Consider the following 14271-nt stretch of genomic DNA (forward strand, 5'->3'; position numbering starts at 1 on the left):
TGGCGTGAGGCGTGTGGCGTGCGTTACGTGCGGCCTCCCCGGGCCACGCAGTCGGCCAGGTGGTCGTCGACCAGGCCGCACGCCTGCATCAGGGCGTACGCCGTGGTGGGACCGACGAAGCGGATGCCGCGCTTCTTGAGGTCCTTGGCCAGCGCCGTCGACTCCGGGGTGACGGCGGGCACGTCCGCGAGTGAGCGGGGCGCGCGGCGGGACCCGGCCTCCGGTGCGTACGACCAGATCAGGCGGTCCAGCTCGCCCTTGTCCCACTCGCCGATCACCCGCGCGTTGGCGAGGGTCGCCGCGATCTTGGCGCGGTTCCGGATGATGCCCGGGTCGGCGAGCAGGCGGGCCGCGTCCTCGTCGGTGAAGCGCGCCACCCGGTCGATCGCGAAGCCCGCGAAGGCGGTGCGGAAGCCCTCGCGGCGGCGCAGGATCGTCAGCCAGGAGAGCCCGGACTGGAACGCTTCCAGGCACAGCCGCTCGTACAGCGCGTCGTCGCCGTGGACCGGACGGCCCCACTCCGTGTCGTGGTACGCGGTGTAGTCCTCGGTGGCGAGCCCCCAGGGGCAGCGCAGGGCCCCGTCGGGACCCGGTGCGGCGCCGGTCATGAGCGGGGCTCCCCGGGGCCGGAGGGACGGGCTCCGGGATCATCGGAAGGCCCGGTACCGGGAGCACGCTCCGTGCCGGGGGCGGACTCCACGCCGGGAACGTGCTCCGTGCCCGGGTCGAACTCCGTGCCGGGGCCGGGCCCCGGCTGTTCGGTGAAGAGGTGCGGGCCGCCGACCGTCGCGGCCTGGGCACCCGCGAGGGCCGCTTCCAGCTCGGCGATACGCGCGTCCCGCTCGGCCAGTTCGGCACCGACCCGGCCGAGGACGTCGTCGACGTCGGCCATGCGGTACCCCCGAGGAGCCAGCGGCAGCCGCAGCGCCTCGATGTCCGCGCGGGCGACCGGGCGGGTCAGGGGCAGCGGATCCACCAGATGGTCGGGGCCGGCTTCCGGGAGGGGACCCTCGTCACCGCCGCCGACGACGGCGAGCGTCACCGCGGCGACGACCACCACCATCGCCAAGAGCAAGAACCAGAACACCAGCGTCTCCCCGGGGCACCGACACGATCACGAATCACGCGATCCTTCCGACCCTGATCGTGCCACGCGGGTGTGACAGCTAAGGTCACAGACGGCCTCTCCGGGGCCGCCCGAGGTCCGTGACGAGGAGGAACCTGCAGATGCTGAGGCTGGGACGGCGCGTGTTCGACACCCACGAGCCGGTGATCATGGCGATCGTGAACCGTACCCCGGACTCCTTCTACGACCAGGGGGCGACCTTCCGGGACGAGCCCGCGCTCGCCCGCGTGGAGCAGGCGGTGTCGGAGGGCGCCGCCATCATCGACATCGGCGGGGTCAAGGCGGGCCCCGGCGAGGAGGTGAGCGCCGAGGAGGAGGCGCGGCGCACGGTCGGCTTCGTGGCCGAGGTGCGGCGCAGCTTCCCCGACGTCGTCATCAGCGTGGACACCTGGCGGCACGAGGTCGGCGAGGCGGTCTGCGAAGCGGGCGCCGACCTGCTCAACGACGCGTGGGGCGGCGTCGACCCCAAGCTCGCCGAGGTCGCGGCGCGCTACGACGCGGGGCTGGTGTGCACGCACGCGGGCGGTGCCGAGCCGAGGACCCGGCCGCACCGCAGGGAGTACGAGGACGTCATGGCCGACATCCTCGACGTGACCGTCGCGCTGGCCGAGCGGGCGGTCTCGCTCGGGGTGCGACGGGACGCGGTCATGATCGACCCGGGCCACGACTTCGGGAAGAACACCCGGCACAGCCTGGAGGCCACGCGGCGGCTCGGGGAGATGGCGGAGACGGGCTGGCCGGTGTTGGTGTCCCTGTCGAACAAGGACTTCGTCGGCGAGACGCTGGACCGCCCGGTCAAGGAACGGCTGCTCGGCACGCTGGCGACGACGGCGGTCTCGGCGTGGCTGGGGGCGCAGGTGTACCGGGTGCACGAGGTGGCGGAGACGCGCCAGGTGCTGGACATGGTGGCGTCGATCGCGGGGTGGCGGGCGCCGGCGGTGGCGCGCAGGGGCTTGGCGTAGCAGCAGCGCTCCGCCGGGAGCGCTCCGCGTGGAGGTGCTCCGGAGGCGCCCCGGCCCTACGTGGAGGGCCGGGTGCGCCCCGGCCCTAAGTGGAGCCGGGGCTGGGGAGCTGGAGGCGCCCCGGCCCCACCCGGAGCCGGGGCCCCCGCCTCTCACCCTCCGGAAACTCTCCGGTCCTGCCTGACGGTCTTACTTTCCGGTCCTACTTTCCGGTTTCCTTGGTCACCAGGGCCACCGCTTCCTCCACGTCGTCCGTGACGTGGAAGAGGAGCAGGTCCCGTTCGGATGCCTTGCCCTGGGCGATGACCGTGTTGCGGAGCCAGTCGACGAGTCCGCCCCAGTACTCCGTACCGAACAGGACGATCGGGAAGCGGGTGACCTTCTGGGTCTGGACCAGGGTCAGCGCCTCGAAGAGCTCGTCGAGGGTGCCGAAGCCGCCGGGCAGCACCACGAAGCCCTCCGCGTACTTCACGAACATCGTCTTGCGGACGAAGAAGTAGCGGAAGTTGACCCCGATGTCGACGTGCGGGTTGAGCCCCTGCTCGAAGGGCAGTTCGATGCCCAGGCCGACCGAGACGCCGTTGGCCTCCCTGGCCCCCTTGTTCGCGGCCTCCATCGCGCCGGGGCCGCCGCCCGTGATCACCGCGAAGCCGGCATCGACGAGCGCGCCGCCGATCCGTACGCCCGCGTCGTACTCCGGTGAACCCGCCGGGGTACGGGCCGAGCCGAACACACTGATCGCGCTGGGCAGTTCGGCCAGCGCGCCGAAGCCCTCCACGAACTCCGACTGGATGCGCATGACCCGCCAGGGATCGGTGTGCACCCACTCCGAGTCGCCCTCCGTGTCCAGCAACCGCTGGTCGGTGGTGCCGGGCTGGACCTGTTCCCGGCGGCGCAGGACCGGACCGAGCCGCTGCTCGTCGTGTGTCCGTCCCTCTTCAGGATGCGTCATGCCGTGCTCCCTTCGCTGCCGTACGTTGTCCGGTCAGAGTAGGTCCACAGAGGTGACGAACGGTGAAATTCAGGCCGTCAGCCAGGCACGGAGTCGTTCCTCGCATCGCCGGATCTTGTCCACCTCGACGTGCTCGTCGCGCTTGTGGGCGAACAGCGGGTCGCCAGGGCCGTAGTTCACCGCAGGCACGCCCAGCGCGGTGAAGCGGGCCACGTCGGTCCAGCCGAACTTCGGCTTGGCGGTGCCGCCGACGGCCGCCATGAAGGCGGCGGCCGCCGGGTGCGAGAGGCCGGGCAGCGCGCCGGGCGAGTGGTCGTCGACGACGAACTCCGCGATGTCGCAGCCGGCGAAGACCTCACGGACATGGGCGATCGCGTCGGCCTCCGAACGATCCGGCGCGTAACGGAAGTTGACCGTCACCGTGCAGGCGTCCGGGATGACGTTGTTGGCCACGCCGCCCTCGACGCGCACGGCGTTGAGCCCCTCGTGGAACTCCAGGCCGTCGATGACCGGACGGCGGGGTTCGTACGCGGCCAGGGCGGCCAGGATCGGGGCGGCCTTGTGGATCGCGTTGGAGCCCATCCAACTGCGCGCGGAGTGCGCGCGTTCACCCGTGGTGCGCAGGTGGACGCGCAGGGTGCCCTGACAACCGCCCTCGACCTCGGCGTACGAAGGCTCCAGGAGGATCGCGAAGTCGCCCTCCAGCCAGTCCGGGTGGGCCGCGGCGACGTGGCCGAGGCCGTTGAGGTGCGCGGCGACCTCCTCGTTGTCGTAGAAGACGAAGGTGAGGTCGCGGTTGGGGGCGGGGACGCCGGCCGCCATCGCCAGTTGCAGGGCGACGCCCGACTTCATGTCGCTGGTGCCGCAGCCCCACAGGACGCCGTTCTCGTCGAGTCGCGAGGGCACGTTGTCGGCGATCGGCACGGTGTCGATGTGCCCGGCGAGGACCACGCGCTCGGCCCGCCCCAGCTGTGTGCGCGCGACGACGTTGTTGCCGTGGCGGTCGACGGTGAGGTGCGGCAGCGCCCGCAGCGCCTGCTCGATGGCGTCGGCGAGCGGCTTCTCGGTGCCGCTCTCGGAGCGGAAGTCGACGAGCCAGGCGGTGAGGGCCGCGGCGTCCTGGCTGAGGTCAAGGGGTGCGTCGGTCATGCGTCCGACCCTAACCACCTCACCCACGCCGTCGGCCCCACGGCCCCGGGCGCCCCAGCCACGCCGTCGGCCGCCCGCCCGTCCGGCGTCGGCAGCCGGGGTCCGGTGTGAGCGGACTGGTGTGCGGGCTCCAGTACCTTGGCTGTTGTGCCCCAGCTCCCCCTTCTCTCCTCCCTTCACGGCCGTACCCTCCGCCTGCTCGTGGGCGCCGTCGTACTGCTGGCGCTGGCCGGATATGTGGCGGTGCAGTACTTCGCCGGCGGTCAGTCCTCGACCCGTTGCGTGGTGCGCGGCGGCGACGGCACCCAGGGGAGCGGCGCCAGATACGAGCTGACCGCCGAGCAGGCCGTCAACGCCGCGACCATCTCCTCCGTGGGTACGCGCCGGGGCATGCCGGAGCGCGCGGTCACCATCGCCCTGGCGACCGCCCTCCAGGAGTCCGCGCTGCGCAACATCCAGCACGGCGACCGCGACTCGCTCGGCCTCTTCCAGCAACGCCCCTCGCAGGGCTGGGGCACGGGTGAGCAGATCCTCGACCCCGCGTACTCCGCCGGCCGCTTCTACCAGCACCTCACCGAGGTCCCCGGCTACTCGCGGCTGCCACTGACGGTGGCCGCGCAACGGGTGCAGAAGAGCGGTTTCCCGCAGGCGTACGCGAAGCACGAGCCGGACGCCGCGCTGCTCGCCTCGGCCCTCACCGGCCGCAGCCCCGCATCTCTCACGTGTGACGCGCGCAAGGGCGGCGACGACGGCAAGCAGGGCGATCCGGCGAAGGTACGCGAAGGCCTGACCGGTGCGTTCGGCGCGGACGTGCTGTCGTCGGCCGGCGCCTCCGGCTCCCCCGCGAGCGGTTCCGCCGACGCGAAGACCGTCGTGGTGCCGGTCCCCGGGGCGGACGGCGGGGACGGTGCGGCACGCGGCAGCGGCACCTTCGCCGACCCCGCCCAGCAGCGCGGCTGGGAGCTGGCGCACTGGGCGATGGCCCATTCCGCCGAGCTCCGCATCACCCGCATCGCGTACGCCGGCCTCGCGTGGGACACCCGGCAGGCGGCAAAGGGCTGGCAGTCGGTCACGGCGCGGGGCGAGGGGGCAGGCGCAGTACCGGGCACCCGCCAGGACGCCTCCGAGGTCCGGATCAGCACCGCGCGGTAGCGCGCCCGGACGAGCGGCCTGCAACGGGCCGAGGACTTCCGGCCCGGCACCGCGCGCCGCGCACCTCGCACCACGCACCACGCACCCGTTCGAAAATCGGGCGGTCACACGTCCACCGGGTCACCCGAAGGGGGCGTCCGGAGAGTTGGCGCCGTCCGGCCGGGGGCGACCGCGCCCGAACCTGGCCGCCCACGGTCAAAACCCTTACGCATCAAGGGGAGCGGGGGTCTCGACCGGTCCGCCCACGCTGCTCGTTTGCCCGTTTTTATCCGCAGCGGACCGAGCGGCGCATTGCGAACTCTTTACTTCGCCGCACCGCAACCTCCCCCGCCCTCCGAGCGGTTGTCATGTCGTCCGATCGCCGGACAGACAGCGTCTCAACAACGTCTTCTCCCGCTAAGGAGCACCATGTCCCTCCCCCTGGCCCGTCGGATCGCCCGCGCCGCCCTGCTCGGCGCAGCAGGCGCAGCTTCCGTGGTCGGCGCGGCCGGCTCCGCCAGTGCGGTCGACCTCCCGGCGGCCTCGAACCTCGGTGGCCTGACCGCGCTGGACGGCGCAGGCCTCGGCGACGCGGTCGACGGCGCTTCCCAGCAGGCGTCGAACATGGCGGGCGACACCGGCAGCGCCGCCGTCAAGAAGACCGTTCCGGCCGCGGGCAAGACCGTCGGGAAGGTCGGCAAGACCGCCACGCCCGCCGCCCAGAAGGCCGCCGGCGACGTCGCGGGCAGCGCCGGTGAGGTCCTCGGTGAGACCGCCAAGACCGCCACCGAGGGCGGCCTGCCCACCGGTGGCCTCCCGACCGCCGGTGGCCTGCCCGGCGCCGGCACCCTGCCCGTCGGCGGTCTGCCGCTCGGCTGACCGGCCCGCACCACGCATGCGACGGGGCCCCGGGAGTACGTACTCCCGGGGCCCCGTCGCGTCCCGGTCGCGTCCCGCGCGGTCCTAGCCGGCCAGCCGTGCGACCGCCGCCGCCACCCGCTCGTCGGTGGCCGTGAAGGCGACCCGTACGAACCGCTCCCCCGCCGTCCCGTAGAAGTCGCCCGGCGCCACCAGGATGCCGAGCGACGCGAGGTGCGCGACCGTCTCCCAGCAGTTCTCGTCGCGGGTGACCCACAGGTAGAGGCTGGCCTCGCTGTGCTCGACGCGGAAGCCGTGCGCCTCCAGCGCCGCCCGCAGCGCGGTACGCCTGGCCGCGTACCTGGCGCGCTGCTCGGCCACGTGCGTGTCGTCGCCGAGCGCGGCGACGGTGGCGGCCTGGACCGGGGCTGCGGTCATCATTCCGCCGTGCTTGCGGATCTGCAGCAGGTCCCCGAGGACGTCCGCATCACCGGCGACGAACGCGGCCCGGTAACCCGCCAGGTTGGAGCGCTTGGACAGCGAGTGGACGGCGACGATCCCCTCGTACGTACCGCCGCAGACGTCCTCGTGCAGCACGGAGACCGGCTCGGCCTCCCAGCCCAGCTCCAGGTAGCACTCGTCGGCGACGACCAGCACGCCGTGCTCGCGCGCCCACGCGACGATCCGGGTCAGCTGGTCCTTGCCGATGACCCGGCCGGTCGGGTTCGAGGGCGAGTTCAGCCACAGGAGCTTGACCAGGGCGGGGTCCAGGTCGGTGGTCGGGTCGTCGTAGACGACGGCCTCCGCGCGGGCCAGCCGGGCACCCACCTCGTACGTCGGGTAGGCCAGCCGCGGGTACGCCACCTGGTCGCCGGGGCCCAGGCCGAGCTGGGTGGGCAGCCAGGCCACCAGTTCCTTGGAGCCGACCACCGGCAGGACGTTCGCGTGCCGCACGTCCTTCGCGCCGAGCCGCCGCTCCACCCACTCCACCAGCGCGTCGCGCAGTGCGACCGTGCCCCACACGGTGGGGTAGCCCGGCGAGTCCGCGGCCGCGACGAGGGCCTTCTGGATCAGCTCGGGGACGGGGTCGACGGGGGTGCCCACGGAGAGGTCCACGATGCCGTCGGGGTGGGCGGTCGCCGTCTCCTTGTACGGCTCCAGCTTGTCCCAGGGGAAGGTGGGGAGGCGGTCGGTGACAGTGCTCACGGGACTCTTCGCTTTCTCGTAGCTTTCGTACGCACGAGGACGGATCGGGCGGCGATCGGGCGGCACCGGAAAACGCCTCGGCCCCGTACGGCAACGGAGGCCGTACGGGACCGGGGCGACGCTTTTCGGCGGACCGCCTGCTTACTGGTTCTGCGGCGGCAGCGCGGCGATGAAGGGGTGGTCGCGCTCGATCAGGCCGAGCTTGGAGGCACCACCGGGCGAACCGAGCTCGTCGAAGAACTCGACGTTCGCCTTGTAGTAGTCCTTCCACTCCTCCGGGGTGTCGTCCTCGTAGAAGATCGCCTCGACCGGGCAGACCGGCTCACAGGCACCACAGTCGACGCATTCGTCCGGGTGGATGTACAAGGACCGGGAGCCCTCGTAGATGCAGTCGACCGGGCACTCCTCGATGCACGCCTTGTCCTTGACGTCGACACAAGGCTGCGCGATGACGTAGGTCACGCTGTCGTTCCTCCTCGATAGGGCGCGGCGGGCCGAGCTCTCCGGCTCCGTCCACGGGCGCGCGGGAGCGCGGCGTCGTGCGATGCCCGCACCTAGTATCTCCGTTCCCGGGCACGATCCGAACAGGAGGGGTGGGGAGAGCTGTGGAATTCACCACCGGCGGACAACTTGAGGTGCGGCTGACACCGGACGACGTGGGCAAACGGGTATCAGTCCGGCGCCTGACCGGCGACTCTGCGCCCGGCGCCCGTTTCACCGACGTGGTCGGCGTGCTCACATCGTGGGACGCAGGTGTGCTGTCGATCACACGAAGGAGTGGTGAGACGGTTCGGGTCGACGAAACGTCGCTGGTCGCGGCGAAGGCGGTGCCCGCGGCGCCCGCCCGGCGACGCGGCCCCGCGGCGGATTTCACCGAGCTGGCGAACGTGACCGCACGGGCCTGGCAGCCGGTCGAGAGCGAACGGCTCGGCGACTGGACCCTGCGGGCGGCCGACGGCTTCACCAGACGGGCCAACTCCGTCCTTCCGCTCGGCAGCCCCGGGCTGCCGCTGGACGAGGCGCTGTCGTACGTACGGAAGTGGTACGCGGACCGGGATCTGCCGCCGTACGTGCAGGTGTCCACCGGCGCCCGGGGGACACAGGAGCTGCTCGGCGCGGAACTCGCGACGCGGGGCTGGGAGTTGGAGGTGTCCGCCGAGGTGCGCGTGGGGGCGCTCGTCCCGCTCGGCGACCTGGGGGCGGACGGGGTGGACGTCACCTTGGCACGCTCCGCCGACGAGGCGTGGATGTCGCGCTACCAGCGTTTCGAGGCTCCGGGCGCGCAGGTGACGAAGGTGCTGCACAGCGGGCCCTCGGTGTGGTTCGCCACGGTACCCGGCGCGGACGGCGGCGGCCCGGCCGCGATCGGCCGGTGCGTGGTGGACGGGCGGTGGGCCGGCTTCATGGCGGTCGAGGTCGACCCCGCGCACCGGCGGCGGGGCCTGGCGACGGCCGTGATGGCGGTCCTGGCGCGCCAGGCGCTCGACGAGGGGGCGTCCGCCGCATGGCTCCAGGTGGAGGCGGACAACGAGGGGGCGCGCGCGCTCTACGACGGGATGGGTTTCGCCACCCACCACAGCTACCACCATTACCGGCCCGGCCGGGATCGGGTACGGGACTGACATGAACGAATCCTCCGGCCCCGCCGATCTCCCCGACTGGCGTCGGCAGTTCGCGGACGAGGCACGGGCCGAGCAGCCCGACCTGGCGACGCTGTGCCTGCTGATCGGCGCGGTGGCCGACCCGCGCCTCGGCCGGACGGGCATCGACGAGGCGCAGATCGAACTCGACCGGCTTGCGGGGCTGTTGCCGTTCCGCCCCGTGGGGCCCCGGTCGTGGGCGGCGGCGCTGGCCGAACTCCTGGGCGCGCGGTGCGGGTTCGAGGGCGCCGCCGGTGACTACCGGCGGCTGGAGTCCTCGCTGCTGCCCGAGGTGCTGCGGCACCGCCGGGGGCTGCCGATCCTGCTGTCGGTGGTGTGGCTGGAGGTGGCGCGGCGGGCCGGGGCACCGGTGTACGGCGTGGCACTGCCGGGGCATTTCGTGGTGGGCTTCGGACGGCCGGGCGGGAGCGGGCAGGAGCTGGTGCTGGCCGACCCGTTCGACGGCGGCCGGCTGCTGACGGGGCCGGACGCCGAGGTGCTGGTGGCCGGGGCCACCGGGGAACCGCTCGACCCGGCGATGCTGCGGCCCGCCGACCCGCTCGGCATCGTGCTGCGGATCCTCAACAACATCCGGGCGTGGGCGGCGGCGCGGCCCGAGCGCAGCGACGTACAGCTGTGGGCGGTCGAGCTGTCACTGCTACTGCCCGCACACCCGGCCAGACTGCGTTACGAACGCGCTCAACTGCTCGTCCAGCGCGGTGACTTCCTGGCGGGCGCGGCGGAGCTGGAGGGGTACGCGGACGTCGTGGACGCGGTGGAACCCGCGACAGCACGGACAATCAGACAGCGAGCCAGGGCGGCCCGCGCACGCCTCAACTGAGACCGGGGGCGCGCCCCGGCCCGTCTCCCGCCCGCCGCGCGGGGCGGGCATCCGCGCGGGAGGGGGCGACGAGCCTCCGCACCGGCCGTCCCTCTCCCGGCCCGGCTGCCCGTCTCCCGCCGTCGCGCCTCCTGGCGGCCGAGCCGCCCCCGTCCCCCGCCCTACGACTCCTTCAGCGGAATCGTCTGGGTGCGTTCGGCGGTCGTCTTGCCGACCAGTGCCTTCGCCATCGCCTCGCGGACGTCCTCCATCGAGACCGGGCGCTTCGTGCCGTCCGCCTTGGTGATCATCACCTGGTCGAACGTGCCGCCGCAGAGCTCCTCCATGGCCTTCAGGTCGTAGACCGGCACCAGCTTGCCGCCCTGCGGCTTCATCGAGAGGATCTTCGGCAGCGACCTGGACCCGAACGGAATCCCCTTGCCGCCCGCCATCACGTTGATCTTCGCGGACATGGCGGGCTTGGCGAACTCGTTCATCGCACGGTCGAGTTCGGCCTGGCCGACCGTGGGCTGCTTGGCGACGGCCGGCAGTTCGACCGGCACGGTCTTTCCGGTCGCCACCTGCTTGCGGTAGGCGTCCCTGACCCGCTTCATCGAGGCCTGCACGTCAAGTGCCTTGCCCGGCTTGCCGGGTACGGCGACGGGGGTGCCCGACGAGAAGTCCACGGACGCGTCGGTGGCTGTGCCGGAGGTGCCCGCGAGGGAGGTCAGCGCGACGGTCAGCTTCTCCTCGTCGACGGGGATCACCGGTTCGGCGACACGCTCGCCGCCGAAGAGCGAACCCACCACGGAGACCGGGTTGTAGTCGCTGCCCGACGCGCCGCGCACGGTCTCCTGACTGTCCAGGGTCAGGCCCGCGTTGCCGGGCGCCAGTTCGGTCTTCTTCCCGTCGACGCTCAGCTGGAGCGGCAGTCCGGCCCGCTTGCCGAGCACCGAGTCGAGTTTGACGACCGCCTCGTCCTTGGTGCCGCCGCCGATGTCGAGGCCGAGGACCGTGGTCCCCTTCGGCACGTCGGAGTGGTTGAGCAGCAGACCGGCGCCGTAGACACCGCCGGCGATGACGATGACACCCACGGCCAGCAGGACCAGCTTGGAGCGGCCCTTCTTGGCGGGCGCCGCCGGCTTCGGGGCGGGCGGCGGCGGAGCCTGTTCGGTGCGTTCGGGCGCGCCCTGACCGAAGTCGGCGGCGCCCGGCGGGTCGGGCAGCCGGGGGGTGGCACCCGGCCCGCTCGGGAACGGGCTGCGCGGGCCGTCCGGTTGGACGACCGGGACGCCACTGGTCAGCGTGTCCCCGGAGACGTACCCGGGCGGTGTCATCGGGCCGGGGCCGGGTGCACCCGCACCACGGCCCGCGCCCGGACCCACGCCAGGTCCGGCGCCCGGAACCGAACCCGGCCCCGCGCCATGGCCGGCGCCCGGAACCGCACCAGGTCCCGCGCCCGGTCCCTGCGGGTCGTCGCGCGGGTCGGTCTGCGGGGTGAGGACGGCGGTGTCGTCGGTCATCCCCCCTGTGGCGTTCAGGCCGTTGAGCGGGTTCGTACCGTACGGGGCCGACGGCGCGCCCGCGCCGGGCCTCGCCTCCGGCCACGGGCCCGAAGCGGAACCGGAACCCTGCCCGGGAGCGGAACCCTGCCCGGGAGCGGAACCCTGCCCCGGAGCGGAACCCGCCCCCGGACGCGGGGCAGACCCTGGACGCGGGGCAGACCCCGGCCCGGCGCCAGGTCCGGACCCGGGCGCCGCGCCGGTCCCCGGAGCGGGGCCCGAGCCGGGCGTGCCGGGCCGTCCCGCACCGCCGGGGCCGACGCCACTGGCGATCGAACTGATCCCGCTGACCGGGCCGCTCGTCGGCCCGGAAGGGGCGACGGGGCCGCCGGCACCGGCAGCCACTCCCCCGTCGGCCCCCGTGCCGTCGGTGAAGTACGGCAGTCCGTCGCGCGGTCCGCCGCCCTGCGGGGCGGACGGCGCCGCAGGTGAGGGCTGCGGGGTGACGGGTGCCTTGCGCGGCGCGAACCAGTCGCTGGTCGGCTTGTCGTCACCCGGGGCGGAAGCGGAGGCAGTTCCGGCGGCGGAACCGGAACCGTCCGTGCCGTCGCCCCCCTGGTCCCGTACGGTCGCCCCCTGCACCCGGGTCGGGAGCGGAGGCTGCGTGGACGCGCCGGGCGCCCCCGCGGCAGGCGCCGAACCGCCGGGCCTGGCGGACGGGGCCGCGGAGAGCGGTTCCGACGGCGGCCAGACGGTCTCGCCCGTGGTGTCGCCACCACGGTCGGCCGACGGACCGTCACCCTCGCTGTCGCCCATCGGCTTGCGCATGACGACCGGCGGGATGGGACGCGATCCGGGGATGTTGATCCGGATACGGGTCGTCAGCGTCGTCTCGGTCCTGGGCCCGTCCGCCTCCGGAGTTTCGGCGGGCTCGTCGTACGCCGCCGCGCCGGCGCCGTCCTGGCCGTCCGGGTGGGGCGAAGGGTACGGGCTGGATCCGTACGGCGGCGTGCCGGAGGGGTAGGCGGCTGAGCCGCGCCCCTGCGCGCCGGAGGACGAACTGTCAGTTTCACGACTCAAGGCAGGTTCTCCCGGTTGGCTCCACCGCCCGTTCTCTTGACCATGTGCTGCGGGCGGCTCGGCGGCGCGCACCACCATACTGTCCGCCGCACACGGACGTTCCGCGGCCATGGGAAGGGCGTCCTTCGAATCCCGGCAGGAAGTGGTACGTCACTTCCCAAGTCGGGCGGCGGAACCGCCCGTTTGCGGCAATTGCGGCATGGTGGCGCAGATCACAGCCAGTGCGACACCGCCCAGCAGGAAGACACTTGCCCCGGTGCCGCCGCCGAGGAGACTGTCCCCCTCCGTCCGTCCGGTGACGCCGAGCAGCACGGCGACGGTCCAGCCGATGCCGGGCGCGAGGGCGCCGCTGCGGGTGCCCAGGGCGTACGTACCGCCGTAGAACAGCCCTCCGGCGGCGAGCAGCGAGAGCAGCAGTCCGAGGGGGACGAGGGCGCCGGAGACCAGCGAGCCCGCGAGGCCGGTGGCGGCGCCCACCAGAAGGAGGAGCGCGTAGAGGGGAGCGCGCGCCCAGCCGCGCCCGGCGGGCCCGGTGGCCCCCGTGCCGCCCGTGCCGCTCTCCGGCCCTCGCGGGTCCTTCGGGTGCGTTACGGCCTTGGCCCGCGGGGCGCTCACGCGTCCACCCCGGCGAACAGGTCGCTCTCGCTCTCCTCGGGCTCGCCCTCCTCGCCGGTGCGCGACGGGAGGAAGCGCTCGTAGTACTCGGTGGTGAAGATGGGCTGGGCGAGTTCGTTGGAGAGCAGGAACCAGGGCTCCTGGACGGTGATCTGGGTGGCGTGGGCGCGCATCGCGGCCACCTTCGCGGCGCCGTGGGCGCTCCCGTCGATCTCCGTGGTGATGTGCTCCCGGTCCACCACGCCCGGGACGTCGTCGACCTGCGCGATGCCCGGGAACCCCGGGTCCTCCTCGTGCAGACGGGCGAAGGCGGCCTCGGCGACGGGACGCGGCACGCGGTTCCAGTACACCTTCTCGACGGCGTACGGAACGCCGAAATCCGGCCGGTAGGTGGGCTCCGCCGCGAGCTCTGCCGCGCGCATGGCGACGCGGTGCGCCTGGATGTGGTCGGGGTGGCCGTATCCGCCGTCCGGGTCGTAGGTGACCAGTACCTGGGGGCGTACCTCGCGGATCACCGTGACCAGGTACGAGGCGGCGGCGTCGACCTCGGCGTGCCAGAAGGCGTTCTCGCGGTGGTTCTGCGGGGCGCCCATCATGCCGGAGTCGCGGTAGCGTCCCGCGCCGCCGAGGAAGCGGTGGTCGGTGACGCCCAGTTGCTTCATGGCGTCGGCGAGCTCGACGGCCCGGTAGGGGCCGAGCGCGTCGTCCCGGTCGGCGGCGAGGTGGGCGAGCGCAGGCGGAACGATCTCACCCTCCTCACCCTGCGTGCAGGTCACCAGGGTGACCAGGGCGCCCTCGGCCGCGTACTTGGCCATGGTGGCGCCGTTGTTGATCGACTCGTCGTCGGGGTGTGCGTGCACCAGGAGCAGGCGGCGGGTGGGGAGCTCGGTCATGGGGACAGCCTACGAGGTGGGGGCGCGAACGCCCCTCCGCACTCCCGGCCGGCCCTCCCCCGGCGCCTGCCGGCCCCCGGCCGCCCGACCGCCCCGCTCGCTCGCCCGCCCGCTCAGAAGTGGAAGTTGCCCAGCACCCCGGCCACGTTCGTGGTGACGTCCTTGATCGTGGGCGCGATGGACGAGCTGGCGAGATAGAACCCGAGCAGCATGCAGACCACCGCGTGTCCGGCCTTCAGCCCGGATTTCCGGACCAGCAGGAAGACGATGATCGCCAGCAGCACCACCGCCGAAATCGAGAGTGCCACGGCGGTTCACCTCCACTTAACTACGGTCG

Annotated in this window: 15 protein-coding genes; 5 read left to right on the forward strand and 10 right to left on the reverse strand. The window is 73.1% G+C overall.

Annotated features, from left to right (window positions below):
* Positions 1–23: 23 nt before the first annotated feature.
* Both ACIQM4_RS06485 and ACIQM4_RS06490 read right to left on the reverse strand, forming a co-directional pair.
* Positions 24–608, reverse strand: a complete 585-nt coding sequence (locus ACIQM4_RS06485) for a DNA-3-methyladenine glycosylase I (protein ID WP_401586870.1) — start codon at positions 606–608, stop codon at positions 24–26.
* Positions 605–1087, reverse strand: coding sequence for a DivIVA domain-containing protein (locus ACIQM4_RS06490; protein ID WP_401586872.1), 483 nt, complete (start codon positions 1085–1087; stop codon positions 605–607). The genes ACIQM4_RS06485 and ACIQM4_RS06490 overlap by 4 nt, the downstream gene beginning before the upstream one ends.
* A gap of 140 nt (positions 1088–1227) precedes the next feature.
* Here ACIQM4_RS06490 and folP point away from each other — a divergent pair, with 140 nt between their 5' ends.
* Positions 1228–2088 carry a dihydropteroate synthase gene (folP, locus tag ACIQM4_RS06495; RefSeq protein ID WP_401586874.1) on the forward strand — a complete coding sequence of 287 codons (861 nt, stop codon included), beginning with the start codon at positions 1228–1230 and terminating at the stop codon, positions 2086–2088.
* Positions 2089–2290: 202 nt separating this feature from the next.
* Here folP and ACIQM4_RS06500 read toward each other — a convergent pair whose 3' ends face one another.
* Entirely contained in the window at positions 2291–3040 is a 750-nt protein-coding gene (locus tag ACIQM4_RS06500) for a TIGR00730 family Rossman fold protein (protein WP_401586877.1), read from the reverse strand.
* Positions 3041–3109: 69 nt separating this feature from the next.
* The gene (dapE, locus tag ACIQM4_RS06505; protein ID WP_401586879.1) at positions 3110–4189 is read right to left on the reverse strand and encodes a succinyl-diaminopimelate desuccinylase; all 1080 of its coding nucleotides are present in this window, start codon (positions 4187–4189) and stop codon (positions 3110–3112) included.
* A gap of 147 nt (positions 4190–4336) precedes the next feature.
* Between dapE and ACIQM4_RS06510 the strand changes: the two genes are divergently transcribed.
* Together ACIQM4_RS06510 and ACIQM4_RS06515 are read left to right on the forward strand one after the other, a co-directional pair.
* The gene (locus ACIQM4_RS06510; RefSeq protein ID WP_401586882.1) at positions 4337–5341 is read left to right on the forward strand and encodes a hypothetical protein; all 1005 of its coding nucleotides are present in this window, start codon (positions 4337–4339) and stop codon (positions 5339–5341) included.
* Positions 5342–5749: 408 nt separating this feature from the next.
* Entirely contained in the window at positions 5750–6199 is a 450-nt protein-coding gene (locus tag ACIQM4_RS06515; RefSeq protein ID WP_401586884.1) for an ATP-binding protein, read from the forward strand.
* Between the two features lie 84 nt (positions 6200–6283).
* Here ACIQM4_RS06515 and dapC read toward each other — a convergent pair whose 3' ends face one another.
* Both dapC and fdxA read right to left on the reverse strand, forming a co-directional pair.
* Positions 6284–7384, reverse strand: a complete 1101-nt coding sequence (gene dapC / locus ACIQM4_RS06520) for a succinyldiaminopimelate transaminase (RefSeq protein ID WP_401586887.1) — start codon at positions 7382–7384, stop codon at positions 6284–6286.
* A gap of 141 nt (positions 7385–7525) precedes the next feature.
* Positions 7526–7846 (reverse strand): ferredoxin, encoded by a 321-nt coding sequence (fdxA, locus tag ACIQM4_RS06525; protein WP_018089397.1) that lies wholly within the window; start codon positions 7844–7846, stop codon positions 7526–7528.
* A 143-nt stretch (positions 7847–7989) separates the two neighbouring features.
* On the opposite strand from fdxA, the gene ACIQM4_RS06530 reads away from it, so the two are divergent.
* Both ACIQM4_RS06530 and ACIQM4_RS06535 read left to right on the forward strand, forming a co-directional pair.
* Entirely contained in the window at positions 7990–9006 is a 1017-nt protein-coding gene (locus ACIQM4_RS06530; RefSeq protein ID WP_401586891.1) for a GNAT family N-acetyltransferase, read from the forward strand.
* Between the two features lies 1 nt (position 9007).
* A complete protein-coding gene (locus ACIQM4_RS06535; RefSeq protein WP_401586893.1) occupies positions 9008–9865 on the forward strand; it encodes a tetratricopeptide repeat protein in 858 nt (285 codons plus the stop codon).
* 161 nt (positions 9866–10026) lie between these two features.
* Here the strand turns inward: ACIQM4_RS06535 and ACIQM4_RS06540 are convergent, their stop codons facing one another.
* The 4 genes from ACIQM4_RS06540 to ACIQM4_RS06555 form a co-directional block, all read right to left on the reverse strand.
* Complete coding sequence (locus ACIQM4_RS06540) at positions 10027–12426, reverse strand: peptidoglycan binding domain-containing protein (protein ID WP_401586896.1); 2400 nt, start codon at positions 12424–12426, stop codon at positions 10027–10029.
* Between the two features lie 150 nt (positions 12427–12576).
* Positions 12577–13041: a DUF6113 family protein gene (locus ACIQM4_RS06545; protein WP_401586899.1), complete on the reverse strand. Its 465-nt coding sequence runs from the start codon at positions 13039–13041 to the stop codon at positions 12577–12579.
* Positions 13038–13934 carry an N-acetyl-1-D-myo-inositol-2-amino-2-deoxy-alpha-D-glucopyranoside deacetylase gene (mshB, locus tag ACIQM4_RS06550; RefSeq protein ID WP_401586901.1) on the reverse strand — a complete coding sequence of 299 codons (897 nt, stop codon included), beginning with the start codon at positions 13932–13934 and terminating at the stop codon, positions 13038–13040. The genes ACIQM4_RS06545 and mshB overlap by 4 nt, the downstream gene beginning before the upstream one ends.
* A 113-nt stretch (positions 13935–14047) precedes the next feature.
* Positions 14048–14242 (reverse strand): hypothetical protein, encoded by a 195-nt coding sequence (locus tag ACIQM4_RS06555; protein ID WP_401586904.1) that lies wholly within the window; start codon positions 14240–14242, stop codon positions 14048–14050.
* Between the last annotated feature and the right edge of the window lie 29 nt (positions 14243–14271).

The organism is Streptomyces sp. NPDC091272 (genome assembly GCF_044757485.1).
Classification (GTDB): Bacteria; Actinomycetota; Actinomycetes; order Streptomycetales; family Streptomycetaceae; genus Streptomyces.

What these genes read in the sequence shown, in the direction of transcription:
- ACIQM4_RS06485 (WP_401586870.1), bottom strand. Translation starts at nt 608, where the DNA reads ATGACCGGCGCCGCACCGGGTCCCGACGGGGCCCTGCGCTGCCCCTGG.
- folP (WP_401586874.1), top strand. Translation starts at nt 1,228, where the DNA reads ATGCTGAGGCTGGGACGGCGCGTGTTCGACACCCACGAGCCGGTGATC.
- ACIQM4_RS06500 (WP_401586877.1), bottom strand. Translation starts at nt 3,040, where the DNA reads ATGACGCATCCTGAAGAGGGACGGACACACGACGAGCAGCGGCTCGGT.
- dapE (WP_401586879.1), bottom strand. Translation starts at nt 4,189, where the DNA reads ATGACCGACGCACCCCTTGACCTCAGCCAGGACGCCGCGGCCCTCACC.
- ACIQM4_RS06515 (WP_401586884.1), top strand. Translation starts at nt 5,750, where the DNA reads ATGTCCCTCCCCCTGGCCCGTCGGATCGCCCGCGCCGCCCTGCTCGGC.
- ACIQM4_RS06535 (WP_401586893.1), top strand. Translation starts at nt 9,008, where the DNA reads ATGAACGAATCCTCCGGCCCCGCCGATCTCCCCGACTGGCGTCGGCAG.
- mshB (WP_401586901.1), bottom strand. Translation starts at nt 13,934, where the DNA reads ATGACCGAGCTCCCCACCCGCCGCCTGCTCCTGGTGCACGCACACCCC.